A 13,795-nucleotide genomic window follows, 5' to 3' on the forward strand; every position below is an offset into this window, starting at 1 on the left:
AAGGGCGGAGAGGGCTTTTAGCGGCCGAGCTTCAGCGCCAGGACCCGGTAGGCGCTGCGCAGCACCGGGTTCAGGCGGCCGAGCCAGCCCAGCGGGCCATAGACGGCGTTGAGGTGGCGGGCCAGCGAGACATCCTCGATCAGGCGCCAGCCCGGGCCCCAGGACTCGACCGTTTTGGGCTTGTCCAGGCCCCAGGTGAAGCGGGCGCCGGTGACCGCGATCGAGGGATAGAGGGCCGAGCCGCGGGCGATCCACGAGGCGAGAATGTCGAAGACGAAGGTGGCGCCGGGGAAGCGCGCGGCGATGCGAGCGGCCAGGTCGCGCATCTTGTCTTCCGACAGATACATCGAGACGCCTTCGAGGATGACGATGGGCACCCCGCCCTGGGGCACCGCCAGCGTGTCGAACAGGTCGGCCTGCTCGACCGAGCCGCGCACGAAGCGGCGCCGGCTGTCGTGACCGGCAAAGGCCTCGTGCCAGATCGGCTCGACCGCGGCGAGGTCGATGTCGATCCAGGTCACCTTGCCGTCGTCGAGGCGGTCGAAGCGGCTGCACAGGCCGCAGCCCAGGTTGATCACCGCGGCGCGGCCGGCGTGGCGGCGCAGGTGATCGGCGACCAGCCGGTCGATGATCTTCTTGCGCAGCACGATCAGGATGCGCTCGACCGCGCTGGGCATGAATTTGGCGAAGCTGACCCCTAGGCGCTCGACGATCTCGTCCACCTTGGGGTCCTGCAGGACCGGCCGGCGGCGACGGTTCTCGCGCCACTGGGCATAGAGCGGGATCAGCAGCGTTTCCGAAACGCCCGTCAAATCAACCGCCACCCGATTCTCCCCGGCCAGAAGACGCCAAGGATAGTCGAGGCGGCGGGATCAGTCGAACAGCGCGTCGATATCGGCCTGGCTGGCCTGGGGCTTGGCCGGCGCCGGGGTCCCCATCAGGCGGTCGACCTCGTCCTGGGCGATGCCCTCGCCCTCGAGGGCGGGGCCGTTCAGCAGGGCGCGGTCGCCGGTGGGCGGGGCCTCCGGGGGCGGTGCATCATGCTCGGCGCCCAGGGCGTCTTTCAGGCGCGCGACCCGGTCCTCGATATAGGTCAGGGTTTCGACCACCTTGGAAATGCGCTGGCCGGTGATGTCCTGGAACGAGCAGGCCTCGAAGATTTCCATGCAGCGCTCGCTCACGGCCGGGGCCGGGTCGCTGGCCATGATCGCCTCGGCCGCGGCCATGATGGTGTTGGTCGCATCCTCGGTCGAGCGGACGATGGCCTCGAGTTCGCGCCCGGCGCGCGGCAGCCGCTCGTTCTTCAGGTCGCTGGGACGCAGCGAGGCGATCTCGCCCCGCGCCCGGGCGATATAGTCAGAGAGATTGCGGAATTCCCGGTAGATCTCGGTGTCGATCGAGCGGAAATAGGCCTGCATGGTGCCGATCAGCACCTCGGTCACCGCCGCGATGTCGACCAGGCTGGGCGGCGTCGCCCGGGTGTTGCGCAGGTGATCGACCAGATCGCCGACCTTGGTATGGAGGGCGTCGGCCAGCATCAGAAATCGCCCAGGACGGCGCGCATCTTGGTCTTGAGCGTCTCGGCGTTGAACGGCTTGACGATGTAGTTGTTCACGCCCGCCTGCTTGGCCGCGATGACGTTTTCCGTCTTCGATTCCGCCGTGATCATGATGAACGGCGTCTTCTTGAGCTGGTCGTCGGCACGGACTTCCTTGAGCAGGTCGTAGCCGGTCATCGGCTCCATGTTCCAGTCCGAGATCACCAGGCTGTAGGGCTTGGCCTTCAGGCGGGACAGCGCCTGCTGCCCGTCGGTGGCTTCGTCGACATTATCGAAGCCGAGCTGCTTCAGCAGGTTGCGGATAATGCGCAGCATCGTCTTGTAGTCGTCGACGATCAGGATCGGCATTTGCAGGTCGACGGACATGTGCTTCTGGTCCTGTGCTTTGTCACGAACATGGGCCGCGGATGCGGCGACTGAGGGTGATCGTCGCCGCTGATGCTTGAGAAACGGTAAACTGTTCGCGGGGGGTTCGACCCCGTTGCCACCGCTGCCGGACCGCCTTGGCATCATCTCGCCGGCCATCCGTGGCGCTGAATGGTATTTGTTCAGGGATGGGAAGATTGCTGAAATCCGTGCCTATTATGTCGGATACGAGACGCTAGGTGCCGGTAAATGTGAGCTGGAAGGCTTCCTCCGTACCGAGCGGGGCTGCCCGATGCTCCGGAAAGGCTGAACGGACGATCGATGCGCAGGGCAGCGGCTGGTACTCGATCCGCGCGAATTGGTGTTGTCGGAGCCGGCATTGCAGGACTCGTCGCGACCAAAGTGTTGCGGCGTGTCGGCCATGAGGTCTTGACCTTCGACCGAACGCCTGACGTCGGTGGTGTGTGGAGTACGATGAGGCACTATCCAGGCCTGAAGACCCAAAACACCCGTCACACCTATACGTTCACCGATCACGAGCCGCCGAGCTCATGGCCCGACTTCCCGTCAGCCGCGCAATGGCAGTCTCACATCGCGGCGTATGTCGAGCGCTTCGACCTCGCTGACAGCCTGAAGTTGAGCACGGGCATCGCGCATGCTGCGCCAACCGCCGACGGTTGGACGCTGACGACCGAAGCCGGCGAGAATCACGGTATAGACCACCTCGTTGTCGCCAACGGAGTCTTCTCCGTGCCGCGGATTCTACAGTGGCCAGGCGCCGACACCTACGCTGCGTCTGGCGGCATCGTCAAGGCGCCATCGCAGCGCCTGACGCTGGACGAGGCGCGCGGCCGGAACGTGATCGTGGTCGGCTACGGCAAGTCTGCGTGCGACGTTGCTGTCTCCCTCTCGACGGTCGCTGACTCGGTGACGATCGTTGCGCGGCGCCTCTTGTGGAAGGGTTCCAAGCGGATGCTGGGCCGAGACATTGAAGACATCGCAATGACTCGCATGACGGAAACGATGTTCGCTCACCCCGGCGTCTTCCGGCCGGCGTGGTCCCTCATCCGCCGCTTGACGATCGCGGACCAGCATCTCGGTGATGTGGGCTTGATACCGGATGGACGGTTCGAGGACATCGGCCAAAGCACCAGCAGCATGATGTCGGACGGCTTCATTCAGTCTGTTCGCTCCGGTGCTATTGTCGTCAAACGTGACAGAGCAGTCGTCTCATTGGGCGCCGGGCGAAATGCACAACTCGACGACGGAGCAGTCATTCCTGCTGACCTAGTTGTCGCCGCGACCGGATTCGAACAGGCCGTGCCGTTTCTCGATGGGGCGGTAAACATCCATGATGAAGACGGCAACTTCGAGTTGTTCCGGCGGATTCTGCCGCACGATGTTCCGAACCTGACGTTCTGCGGCTACAACTCGTCTGTGTTCAGCACCATCAACGCCGAAATCGGCGCAGTATGGACCGCCGCGTATCTGGCAGGTGCGCTACAACTCCCGCCAGTCGAGCAGCGGCGAGAGCAGGTCGCTCTCGAACTCGCATACATGAAAGCTCGGACCAACGGCAATCACGCCCGCGGAACCAGCGTCATCCCGTTCTCCATTCGAAACATCGACGAGATGTTGGCCGATCTCGGTGTCCCTCTCAGCCGCTGGAAGCGGCTGGCGCAATGGGGACGGCGGGTCCTGCCGCGCGATTACCGCGACGCAATCGAGGGCGTGCTTCGCGATATCGGCGCGTGAGGCGGGGCCGCCCTTGCACCCGCCCTATGGCGCCATTAAGGTCGCCCACCTTGAGCACACGCAGATGAAGGGCGGATGATGTCGCAGTATCAGGGCATCTATTTCGAAGACCTCACCATCGGGCAGGCCGCCCGCTTCTCCAAGACCGTGTCGGAAGCCGACATCCTGATGTTCGCCGGCGTCTCGGGCGACACCAACCCGGTGCACCTGGACGCCGAATATGCCGCGACCACCCCGTTCAAGGAGCGCATCGCCCACGGCATGCTGTCGGCCGGGCTGATCTCCGCCGTGCTGGGCACCAAGCTGCCCGGCCCGGGTGCCGTCTATGTCGGCCAGACCCTGAAGTTCAAGGCGCCGGTGAAGATCGGCGACACCGTGGTGGCCGAAGCCAAGGTGATCGAGCTCGACCCCAACAAGAAGCGCGCCGTCTTCGCCACCACCTGCACCGTGCGCGGCAAGGTGGTGGTCGAGGGTGAAGCCACGATCATGGTGCCCGGCCGGCCCGTGGCCGCCTGATCCCTCAAGCAGTCGTGCTTACCGTTGATCTTCGCGACGACATCCCGCCCCCGGCCCAGGGGGCGGTGCTGGCGCTCGGCAATTTCGACGGCGTGCATCGCGGCCACCAGAGCCTGATCGCCCGGGTCCAGCAGATCGCGGCGCCCATGGGCGCGCCGGCCGGGGTGATGACCTTCGAGCCGCACCCCCGGCAGTTCTTCCGCCCCGACACCCCGCCCTTCCGCCTGACGCCGCTGGCCGACAAGGCGCGCCTGTTTGCCGCCTGCGGCCTCGACGTGATGGTGGTGCAGCCGTTCGACGAGCAGCTTTCCAACATGCTGGCGGCGGATTTCGTCATCGACCTGCTGGTGGACCGGCTGCGCGTCGTGCACATCGTCATCGGCTTCGACTTCTGCTTTGGCCGGGGCCGGGGCGGCGATGTCCCCCTGCTGCGCCACATGGCCGAGATCGAGGGCTTCGGCCTGACCGTGGTCGACCCCATCGGCGACAACGACTGCAGCCCGGGCGAAAGCTATTCCTCCAGCGGCATCCGCCGCGCGCTGGAGACCGGCAATATCAAGTCGGCGACCGCGCAACTGGGCCGCCCCTGGTCGATCACCGGCACGGTGATGCAGGGCGACCAGCGCGGCCGCACCATCGGCTTTCCCACCGCCAATGTCGCCATGGGCGACTACCTGCGCCCGGCGCTCGGCGTCTATACGATCGAGGCGGTGCTGGACGACGGCCGCACGGTGGGCGGGGTCGCCAACATCGGCCGCCGGCCGACCTTCGGCAAAGAGGATGTGAACCTGGAAGCCCACCTGTTCGATTTCGCCGAGGATCTCTACGGCCGCACCATCGAGGTGCGCCTGATCGGCCATGTGCGGGCCGAGCGCAAATTCGCCGGCCTCGACGAATTGAAGGCCCAGATCGCCGCCGACAGCGCGACCGCAAGGCAGATGCTCGCAGGCCGGTAGCCCGCGGGACAGCCAGGAGCAGCGATGAGCGCGCCGACCGCGCCCGGCACCGGGCCGCACACCCCGACCTCCACCATCCTGGAGCGGCTGATCAGCGAGGCCCCCGCCGGCGACGTCACCATTGCCTGGCTGATGAACCAGCTTCGCCCGCGCTCGTTCGGCATCATCCTGCTGCTGCTGGGGGTGTGCGGCATGCTGCCGCTGCTCTCGCCCGTCGCCGGGCTGCTGCTGGCGGTGCCCGCCTTCCAGATGATCCGGGCCGATCCCGGGCCGATCTTCCCGCGCCGACTGAGCCAGCGCCCGGTGCCGACCGACAAGCTGGCCGCCCTGCTGGCGCGCCTAATCCCGGCGCTGCGCTGGCTCGAACGCTTCGTGCGGCCGCGCTGGCCGACGCCGTTCCAGGCCACCAAGCGGGTGATCGGCGTGGTCGTCCTGCTGCTGGGCCTGGGCCTGTTCGTGCCCATCCCCTTGAGCAACGTGCCGGTGGGCCTGACCATCATCCTGGTCGCCTTCGCCTATCTCGAGGAGGACGGCGTGCTGCTGGCACTGAGCCTGGCCGCGGCGCTGGTGCTGTTCGCCGTGGGCGGCGTCGCCCTGTGGGGCACGATCGAGGCGACGGACTGGCTGACCGCGTAATTTGTCGCAAGCCCGCCCAAGTAACGATCGTGCTTTCGCGCGACAAACAGCTTACTGTCCGCCGCGCGTATTGATCCCAAGTCGGCCGACGCCGTTCATCCAATTTTAGACACTTCGGCGCATTATTGGGGCGCTGCGAATTTACCCCCTGAACATCGAAGATCCGCCCACGACGCGCGATCCAGGTGCGCTGAGAGACGGAGAGGCGGCCATGCCGGCAGTCGAAGCCAAGACCCCGAAAACCGAACCCGAAAGCTGGATCGCCAAGCTGAACGCCTATCGCCAGGCCAGCCCCTGGCGCGGCACCTTCGAGCTGGTGATCACCGTGGTGCCCTTCGCCCTGGCCTGGGTGGCGATGCTGCTGGCCGTCGATTTCGAGCAATACTGGCTCTATGCCCTGCTGCTGCCGCCGACCGCGGGCCTGCTGGTGCGCCTGTTCATGATCCAGCACGATTGCGGCCATGGCGCCTTCTTCCCCAATACCGCCGGCAACAACTGGACCGGCCGCGTCATCAGCGTGCTGACCTTGACCCCCTACGACGTGTGGCGCCGCGCCCATGCCATCCACCATGCCACCGCCGGCAACCTGGACCGGCGCGGCATCGGCGATGTCGATACCCTGACCGTGCGGGAATACCAGGCCCGCTCGCGCTGGGGCCGCTTTGCCTATCGCCTGTACCGCAACCCGGCGGTGCTGTTCGGCTTGGGGCCCATCTACCTCTTCATCCTGCAAAGCCGGGTGCCCCTGGGCTTCATGCGCAAGGGCTGGACGCCGTGGCTGTCGGCCATGGCGACGAACCTGGCGATCGCCGTGGGCACCGGCCTGATCGTCTGGACCCTGGGGCCGGCGGCCCTGCTGATGGTGCACCTGCCGGTCGTGCTGCTGGGGGCGGCGGCCGGGGTCTGGCTGTTCTATGTCCAGCACCAGTTCGAGGGCACCCACTGGTCGGGCAGCGAGAACTGGAATTTCTACGACGCGGCGCTGCACGGCAGTTCCTACTACGTCCTGCCGCGGATCCTGCGCTGGTTCACCGCCAATATCGGCATGCACCATGTCCACCACCTCTCGAGCCGGATCCCCTATTACCGCCTGCCCGAAGTGCTGCGCGACCATCCCGAGCCCAACAATGTCTCGCGCCTGACCCTGTGGCAGAGCTTGAAGTGCGTGCGCCTGACCCTGTGGGACGAGAGCCAGCGCCGCCTGATCTCCTTCAAGGAAATGCGCGCCCTCTATGGCACGGGCGGCGCCCTGGCCTGATCGCCATCGGCTAAAATGATTGGCGCGGCCGGGCCGTTTTCCGCTTTCATGAGGGTGGCGCGTTCTCTGGCCGGGACGGTTGCGGTGGCTCAGCACACGGACAAGGTGAAACAGGCGATCTGGCTTGCCGCGGGGCTCGTCATGGTTGCCCTGGGCGTGATCGGCGCCTTCCTGCCGCTGATGCCGACCACGATCTTCCTGATCATGGCCGGCTGGTGCTTCGCCCGCTCCTCGCCCCGGCTGGAAGCCTGGCTGCTGAACCATCCCCGCTTCGGCGGCCTGCTGCGCGACTGGCGCGACTACCGTGCCATCCCGCGCCGGGCCAAGATCGCCGCCTGCGCCGGCATGGTGCTGGGCTTTTGCCTGTTCTGGCTGGGCGTCCACCCCGCCCCCCTGCTGGCCGTGGCCGTCGCCGCCGGCCTGGCTGCCTGCGGCGCCTATGTGGTGACCCGGCCGGGGCGGCCTTAGCGCGTTCCTTGCGGAGACGCCCTGCGTCCTTCGAGACGGCCCTTCGGGCCTCCTCAGGATGAGGAAAATCTTAATGGCAAAAAGACTTTCCTCATCCTGAGGAGCCATGCGAAGCGTGGCGTCTCGAAGGACGCACGATGCCGATCAGGCGCCGACCTGCACCACGCGCAGGTTGTTGGTGGTCCCCGCCTGGGCGAAGGGGATGCCGGCGACGACCACGATCAGGTCCATCGGCTTGGCGAATTCCTCGACCCTTGCGCGGGCCGCCGCCTGCTCGACCATTTCCTCGTAGGTGTGGACATTGTCGGCCAGGACGGAGTGCGCGCCCCACAGCAGGCACAGGCGGCGCGACACCTTCTCGCTGGGCGTGATCGCCAGGATCGGCACGGCCGGGCGCTTGCGGGCGATGCGCGCCGCGGTCGTCCCGCTCGAGGTATAGGCGACGATGGCGGGGCACTGGATCGCCACCGCCAGGTCGGCCGCGGCGGCGGCGACAGCGTGGGGCGGGGTGTGCTCCACATCCGGCTGCGAGACGGCGACGATCGAATGATACAGCTTGTGCTGTTCGGTGCTGCGGATGATGCGGTCCATCATCTCGACCGCCTCGACCGGGTAGCGCCCGGCCGCCGATTCGGCCGACAGCATGACCGCATCGGCGCCGTCATAGATGGCGGTGGCCACGTCCGAAGCCTCCGCCCTGGTGGGCGTGGGCGCCGCGACCATCGAATCGAGCATCTGTGTCGCCACGATCACCGGCTTCACGGCCAGGCGGCAGGCCCGCACCAGCTCCTTCTGCCGGCCCGGCACATCCTCGTGCGGGATCTCGACCCCCAGATCGCCGCGCGCCACCATGACCGCGTCCGAGAGCAGAATGATATCCTCGATATGGGCCAGGGCCTGGGGCTTCTCGATCTTGGCGACCAGCCCGGCCCGCTCGCCGATCAACCCGCGCGCCTCGATCATGTCGCTGGGCTTCTGCACGAAGGACAGCGCCACCCAGTCGACCCCCAGTTCCAGGCCGAAGGCGAGATCGGCCCGGTCCTTCACGGTCAAGGGCGACAGGTTCAGCATGGTACCGGGCAGGTTCACGCCCTTGCGGTTGGAAATCACCCCGCCGACGATGACGCGCGCCTCGATGAAATCGCTTCCCAAGCCGGTCACGCGCACGCGCACGCGGCCGTCGTCGATCAGCAGGTCGTGGCCCGGCGCCACCGCCGCGAAGATTTCCGGGTGCGGCAGCGGGATGGCCGACCTGTCGCCCTCCGCCCCCGCCAGGACGAAGCGGATGGTCTCGCCGGCCTCGACCTCGATCTTGCCGTCCTTGATCGTGCCGACGCGGATCTTGGGGCCCTGGAGATCCTGCAGGATACCGATGGGCCGCCCCGTCTCCTGTTCCAGCGCGCGGATGGCGGCGTGGACCTTGGCGTGATCCTCGTGGGTGCCGTGGCTGAAGTTCAGGCGGAAAGTATCGACCCCCGCCAGGAACAGCGCTTTCAGCATCGCCGGCGAATTGCTCGCCGGCCCGACGGTGGCGACGATCTTGGCTCGGCGATGACGGCGCATGGTTCAATCGGCCAGGAGGCCGCCCTTTGGCTGATCAGGAGGGAGGGGCGATGGCTAGGGATAGCACCGGCAGCGCCAGGGGTGAAGGTGCGGCGGCGGGGGGCCGTGACGGGCGCCCCCTCAAGCCGCCGGAAACCGGCCAGACGATAATCCAAAAGTTATCGAAAAGTTGCCCGCCCATAATCCATGGGTTATTTTTTCGGCCAAACCAATAACCCAAAGATTATCATGAAAAGCCATGTTCTCGCCCGCCGCGCCCTGGACCAGCGCCTTTCCGCGCTTCGCGGCAGTGAAGCCCTGGCCCGCCCGCCCCGCGGCTGGGTCAAGGCGGTGCGCGAAGCCCTGGGCATGACCACGGGGCAGTTTGCCGCACGCTTGGGCGTCTCCCAACCCCGCATCCCGGCCCTCGAAAAAGCCGAAACCGAAGGCCGCATCACCCTGAACTCCCTGCGCGAGGCGGCCCAAGCCATGAACTGCACCCTGGTCTACGCGCTGGTGCCCAACCAACCGCTGGAAGCGATGATCGAGGCGCGGGCTGCCGCGGTGGCCGAGCGGCGGCTGGCGGCGGGCGGGGATGGTGGGGCGGTGGAGGATCGGGGCTTGACCGCTTATGGCCTAGTGACGGAGCGGGAGCGGCTGATCGACGAACTGCTGTGTGGAAATCCGAAGCGGCTGTGGGATGAGCAGTGAGATACATGCTGTGTCCCGGGAATCTTCCCGGAATCCTCGCATACTGTGTCTCCGCAAATTTCGATGGCGGTCCGAGCAAGATACCGTCAGGCGGCTCAATACTGAAGCGCATCCCCAGGGGGCAAAGTGCATATTTTTCTTGCTATTGCGCATGAATATGCCATAAATTCGCATGAATTTGTTAGAGGTTTGCATGCCCATGGAGCATTTTGCGGTCATTCAGTCGCTTTGCCGCGTCGGCTTGGCGACGCAGGACGACAAGTTCCGCAAACAGGTCGAGAGGCTGCTTGAGCGGCTGAAGAAGGCTGGGGACGCCGAATCGGCCGAGAGCCTAGACCGCCTCCTTGAGGCTCAGCAGCAATCGCTCGCGCTGCAGCCTAGCAAGGTCGAACTCTCGCGCGCCGCCGTTGGCGAGCGGCTCACTAATTCCGTTAACCCGCCCCACGATCGCGAGAGCAGTTCCCCGTTGGCCCAGATTATCATGGATCCTGGGAGCGAAACTCCGCCACCAGTCCTGACGCCAGACTTGCAAAGTGCCTTGGACAGTTTGCTCCAGGAGTGGGTCGACTACGACGAACTACGCACTTTAGGGGTGGCGCCGACCCAGTCTTGCCTGATCTTCGGAGAACCCGGCACCGGCAAGACCGTGACCGCCATGTACATCGCCACAAGACTTGGGCTGCCAGTAGTACTCGCCCGGCTCGACGGCATGATGAGTTCATTCCTTGGCACCACAGCGCGCAATATCGGTGCCTTGTTTGAGTTTGCGAACCGATACCGTTGCGTGTTGCTACTCGACGAATTCGACGCGCTTGCAAAGCTGCGGGACGACCCGCAGGAAGTCGGAGAGATTAAGCGGGTAGTGAACACATTGCTGCAATGTCTCGATACGCGCGCGGACCTTGGCTTGACGATTGCCATCACCAACCACCCAAACCTCCTCGACCCAGCGATTTGGCGACGCTTCGAGGTGAAAATCGAAATGCCTTTGCCGCCGCCTGACGAGCGCGAGCGGCTCATCGCCGGCTTCCTGCGGCCTCTTTCGGTGCAGGATAGCGGCGTGGACTTGCTCTCGTGGGCCTCTGAGGGCGCTACGGGCGCCGAGGTCAGGTCAATGGTAAACGCCATCAAGCGTTACAGCGTCCTACAGAAGACGGGCGAACAACGCGGCAAACTGGATCCTCAGGACATCCTGGCTGCATTGCAGCGCTACTATATTACCAGTGCCAAATTGGAAGATCGCTCGCGGCTTGGAACGCTGCGTGATGATCCTAAGAGCCTAGCCCGCGCGCTGCTGACCAGCGAGGACGGAAAGTTCACCCAGTCAACGGTTGCGCATTTGCTCGGTCGTGATCAGGGCACAATCAGCCGGTGGATGCGGGAGGAGCCGGCTTAGTTGCCGGGATGTAGATGGCGGAAAACAATCCGGTTCAGATCGTCCTCAATGACAACGACTATATTACCGCCCCGGAGCCAGGCCGGTCCGGGCCGCCGTTCGACTTTTTTGCTGGGCGTGATGCGGCGTTTGCTAAGCATAAGGCCAAGTTGGCCGGCCGGTTGTCAGAGGTTTCTAAAACGCTAGAGAAAGTCGGCGTTGATGGCCAAGGCTACATCAAGGTGCGTCTTCGCGAGGAGGCGCTCGCCAAGTCACACCGTCCCATTCGATCGATGTTCGTCCCTTCGGAGTTTCCATGCGTGGGGGCTGCGGGACTTGGCGAGTTGTTCTACTTGGCTAGTGCGAAGAATATCGGCGGCCTGATCAACGTGGTTGCCGAAGCCGAGTTGACCACCAACTGGGTGGAAGGCCGCGATGGAAAGGTGCGCGCTCAGCCGTCAAAGGTCAGGTCGGATGTCGGTGCGATCGAGGACGTGAGCCTTCCCGACCCCATAGCCAAGCGCGATTTCGACGCGAAGACGGCTGTAAGTTGGCTCTCGGATCCGAGGACTGGCGGCTTCTACATTGTCGAGTTGTTCGAGAACCCGGTGTTGGCCCAACGTCGCACTGGACGCAGCCGTGGTCGCCTCGCCGAAAGTGTTCAGAGCCTGTTCAGTCAACTTGGCGCTGGCGTTGTTGCTTGGCCCATGCCTGCGGCGGGTGGTGAACTACCCTTAGCCTTGCGTCTGACGCTTAGCCAGGATGTGGCAAGGCTCGTCAGCGCACCGAGCAACGAGGGGCTTCCCGTCGAGATCGACCCCAATCCTGCTCGTCACGAGCAGGCCTTGCAGCACTTGGCTAGCCATCCGGCAGTCCGGCGAATTTCATTACCGCTCCGGCTTGAACTGTCCACCGCTGACAGCGCCCCTCTTTCTCGAACCCCTGCGGTTCCAGTGCCTAACCCCGAGGTCAATTACCCAAAAATAGGCGTGATCGACACTGGTCTTGGCCCTGCACTCCACGACTGGGTGATCGGCAGACACGACTATCTGGACGAAACCGAAGTCGACGGCGAACATGGCTCCTTTGTAGGGGGGCTGCTGGTCGGCGCCAAGGCCTTGAACCCTGCAATTCCAGGACTCGAGGACGACGGTTGTGAATTGGTTGATCTTGCGCTCTTCCCGCAGGGCGACTTTATGAGCACTTATCCAGGTGGCTTCATCGATTTCCTTCACGAGATGGATCAGGCGATCAAGGAGGCGTCGGAGAGCCATGGCGTTCGCGTCTTTAACCTGAGCATCAACGCTGTCAGCGCGGTGGAGCCTGACCACTACAGCTATTATGCCGCGCGCATGGACGAGATCGCGGCCAAACATGATGTGGTCATTGTCAACTCGGCTGGCAATCTCGACGGAAGCGAGCGCCGCGCTCCTTGGCCGAAAAAGCCCATCGACGCGATTAAGTATTTCGCGGCCAGGGTCGAGCCGGACACTATCCACAAGCCGACAGAAAGCTATCGGGCTATTTCCGTTGGGGCTCTGAACCCACCTGGTTGCACGGTTCACAACGAAGGACTACCGACCACTTACACGCGCCGAGGGCCTGGCTTGCGGGTCGGTTGCAAGCCTGATGTGGCGCACTACGGGGGCAACGACGGCGCAGGTCCAAGTGGCCACCACGGCTTGGTTTCGCTGGCTCCGGACGGGGCGCTAATGTCCGACTGTGGCACCAGCTTCGCAGCTCCCCTGGTCGCCAAGTCCTTGGCTTCGCTGGAAAGCCGAATTGAAGGGCGGATGCCTAGCCATGCCTTGCGCGCTCTGTTGATCCACAACTGTTTCACACCGGAGGCGCTCCAGGACAAGCGGCTCGCACATCTGGCGCGTCAGTTCGTTGGTTTCGGGGTGCCCTGTCCGACATCGCAGATGCTCCTCACGGATGACAGCTCGATCACTTTGGTATTCACGAGCCGCCTTCCGGACGACGAGAAGCGCCCGAAAGTTCTGCGTTTTCCCTTTCAGTGGCCGCAGGCCCTTGTCGATCCAAGTACCGGCGCCTGCCTTGGGGAAGCGACCGCGACGCTTGTGTATGAACCGCCGGTTGATCGGGCGTTTGGCGCCGAGTTCGTGCGGATCAATCTGGATGCCAAGCTACAACAGCGCCAATTGGAGAACTGCAAGGACGGAAGCCCCAGTTTCCATGATCGGTTTGAGCAGTGCTTTCTGCCCAAAACCTCAAAGCAGCCAGTGCCAGAAAAGGAACTGATCAAGCAAGGTCTGAAGTGGTGGCCTACCAAGCGCTATAGGACGCGCTTTGCCGCCGTTGGTGCTGGCGAAAGCTCAGAGTGGCGCATTGAGGTGTCTGCGCTCAGACGGGCCGAAGCGCCGTTCCCGATCGAAGGTGTACCTTTCAGCCTCGTAGTAACAATCCGTGACCCTAGCGGCGTGCAACCCATTTTCCAGCAACTGCGACGTTCGCTGCAAACCAGCCGCGTTCAGCTAGAGGACTTGAGGACGCATCAGCGTGTCCGCACCGGCGGATAGTAGGGGCAGCATATGGACGGCTCACTGTCTGAACTGACATCAATGTCCGTTCTTGGGCGCTGAGCAGCTGTGAGACCAAGCTCTATGGAAGGACCACTCTCGGCCAAGGGCCGT

Annotated in this window: 13 protein-coding genes; 9 read left to right on the forward strand and 4 right to left on the reverse strand. The window is 64.4% G+C overall.

Annotated features, from left to right (window positions below):
* Positions 1 to 17 precede the first annotated feature (17 nt).
* Genes D3874_RS14625 through D3874_RS14635 form a run of 3 tightly spaced genes read right to left on the reverse strand, consistent with a single transcriptional unit; the run spans position 18 to position 1,924 of the window.
* The gene (locus D3874_RS14625; RefSeq protein WP_158596039.1) at positions 18 to 824 is read right to left on the reverse strand and encodes a class I SAM-dependent methyltransferase; all 807 of its coding nucleotides are present in this window, start codon (positions 822 to 824) and stop codon (positions 18 to 20) included.
* Between the two features lie 48 nt (positions 825 to 872).
* A complete protein-coding gene (locus tag D3874_RS14630; protein WP_119778739.1) occupies positions 873 to 1,538 on the reverse strand; it encodes a protein phosphatase CheZ in 666 nt (221 codons plus the stop codon).
* Positions 1,538 to 1,924 (reverse strand): response regulator, encoded by a 387-nt coding sequence (locus tag D3874_RS14635; protein WP_119778740.1) that lies wholly within the window; start codon positions 1,922 to 1,924, stop codon positions 1,538 to 1,540. The genes D3874_RS14630 and D3874_RS14635 overlap by 1 nt, the downstream gene beginning before the upstream one ends.
* A gap of 321 nt (positions 1,925 to 2,245) precedes the next feature.
* Here D3874_RS14635 and D3874_RS14640 point away from each other — a divergent pair, with 321 nt between their 5' ends.
* From D3874_RS14640 to D3874_RS14665, 6 genes are all read left to right on the forward strand, one after another.
* The gene (locus D3874_RS14640) at positions 2,246 to 3,679 is read left to right on the forward strand and encodes a flavin-containing monooxygenase (RefSeq protein ID WP_119778741.1); all 1,434 of its coding nucleotides are present in this window, start codon (positions 2,246 to 2,248) and stop codon (positions 3,677 to 3,679) included.
* 75 nt (positions 3,680 to 3,754) lie between these two features.
* On the forward strand, positions 3,755 to 4,195 hold the full coding sequence (locus tag D3874_RS14645; RefSeq protein WP_119778742.1) for a MaoC family dehydratase: 441 nt from the start codon (positions 3,755 to 3,757) through the stop codon (positions 4,193 to 4,195).
* A 14-nt stretch (positions 4,196 to 4,209) separates the two neighbouring features.
* The gene (locus D3874_RS14650; protein ID WP_119778743.1) at positions 4,210 to 5,151 is read left to right on the forward strand and encodes a bifunctional riboflavin kinase/FAD synthetase; all 942 of its coding nucleotides are present in this window, start codon (positions 4,210 to 4,212) and stop codon (positions 5,149 to 5,151) included.
* A gap of 24 nt (positions 5,152 to 5,175) precedes the next feature.
* A complete protein-coding gene (locus tag D3874_RS14655) occupies positions 5,176 to 5,787 on the forward strand; it encodes an exopolysaccharide biosynthesis protein (RefSeq protein ID WP_119778744.1) in 612 nt (203 codons plus the stop codon).
* 211 nt (positions 5,788 to 5,998) lie between these two features.
* Positions 5,999 to 7,045 (forward strand): fatty acid desaturase, encoded by a 1,047-nt coding sequence (locus tag D3874_RS14660; protein ID WP_119778745.1) that lies wholly within the window; start codon positions 5,999 to 6,001, stop codon positions 7,043 to 7,045.
* A gap of 84 nt (positions 7,046 to 7,129) precedes the next feature.
* Complete coding sequence (locus tag D3874_RS14665) at positions 7,130 to 7,513, forward strand: YbaN family protein (RefSeq protein WP_199699069.1); 384 nt, start codon at positions 7,130 to 7,132, stop codon at positions 7,511 to 7,513.
* Between the two features lie 144 nt (positions 7,514 to 7,657).
* On the opposite strand, the gene pyk is transcribed toward D3874_RS14665, so the two are convergent.
* Positions 7,658 to 9,076, reverse strand: coding sequence for a pyruvate kinase (pyk, locus tag D3874_RS14670; RefSeq protein WP_119778747.1), 1,419 nt, complete (start codon positions 9,074 to 9,076; stop codon positions 7,658 to 7,660).
* Between the two features lie 228 nt (positions 9,077 to 9,304).
* Between pyk and D3874_RS14675 the strand changes: the two genes are divergently transcribed.
* The 3 genes from D3874_RS14675 (at position 9,305) to D3874_RS14685 (ending at position 13,681) form a co-directional block, all read left to right on the forward strand.
* Entirely contained in the window at positions 9,305 to 9,766 is a 462-nt protein-coding gene (locus tag D3874_RS14675) for a mobile mystery protein A (protein WP_119782304.1), read from the forward strand.
* A 193-nt stretch (positions 9,767 to 9,959) separates the two neighbouring features.
* A complete protein-coding gene (locus D3874_RS14680) occupies positions 9,960 to 11,162 on the forward strand; it encodes an AAA family ATPase (RefSeq protein ID WP_199699070.1) in 1,203 nt (400 codons plus the stop codon).
* Positions 11,163 to 11,176: 14 nt separating this feature from the next.
* Positions 11,177 to 13,681 carry a S8 family peptidase gene (locus tag D3874_RS14685; protein ID WP_119778748.1) on the forward strand — a complete coding sequence of 835 codons (2,505 nt, stop codon included), beginning with the start codon at positions 11,177 to 11,179 and terminating at the stop codon, positions 13,679 to 13,681.
* Positions 13,682 to 13,795: the final 114 nt, after the last annotated feature.

The sequence above is a fragment of the Oleomonas cavernae genome, assembly GCF_003590945.1.
Classification (GTDB): Bacteria; Pseudomonadota; Alphaproteobacteria; order Zavarziniales; family Zavarziniaceae; genus Zavarzinia; species Zavarzinia cavernae.

Coding starts and splice junctions, on each gene's coding strand:
- pyk (WP_119778747.1), bottom strand. CDS start 9,076: ATGCGCCGTCATCGCCGAGCCAAGATCGTCGCCACCGTCGGGCCGGCG.
- D3874_RS14635 (WP_119778740.1), bottom strand. CDS start 1,924: ATGTCCGTCGACCTGCAAATGCCGATCCTGATCGTCGACGACTACAAG.
- D3874_RS14685 (WP_119778748.1), top strand. CDS start 11,177: ATGGCGGAAAACAATCCGGTTCAGATCGTCCTCAATGACAACGACTAT.
- D3874_RS14655 (WP_119778744.1), top strand. CDS start 5,176: ATGAGCGCGCCGACCGCGCCCGGCACCGGGCCGCACACCCCGACCTCC.
- D3874_RS14645 (WP_119778742.1), top strand. CDS start 3,755: ATGATGTCGCAGTATCAGGGCATCTATTTCGAAGACCTCACCATCGGG.
- D3874_RS14675 (WP_119782304.1), top strand. CDS start 9,305: ATGAAAAGCCATGTTCTCGCCCGCCGCGCCCTGGACCAGCGCCTTTCC.
- D3874_RS14660 (WP_119778745.1), top strand. CDS start 5,999: ATGCCGGCAGTCGAAGCCAAGACCCCGAAAACCGAACCCGAAAGCTGG.
- D3874_RS14680 (WP_199699070.1), top strand. CDS start 9,960: ATGCCCATGGAGCATTTTGCGGTCATTCAGTCGCTTTGCCGCGTCGGC.
- D3874_RS14630 (WP_119778739.1), bottom strand. CDS start 1,538: ATGCTGGCCGACGCCCTCCATACCAAGGTCGGCGATCTGGTCGATCAC.
- D3874_RS14640 (WP_119778741.1), top strand. CDS start 2,246: ATGCGCAGGGCAGCGGCTGGTACTCGATCCGCGCGAATTGGTGTTGTC.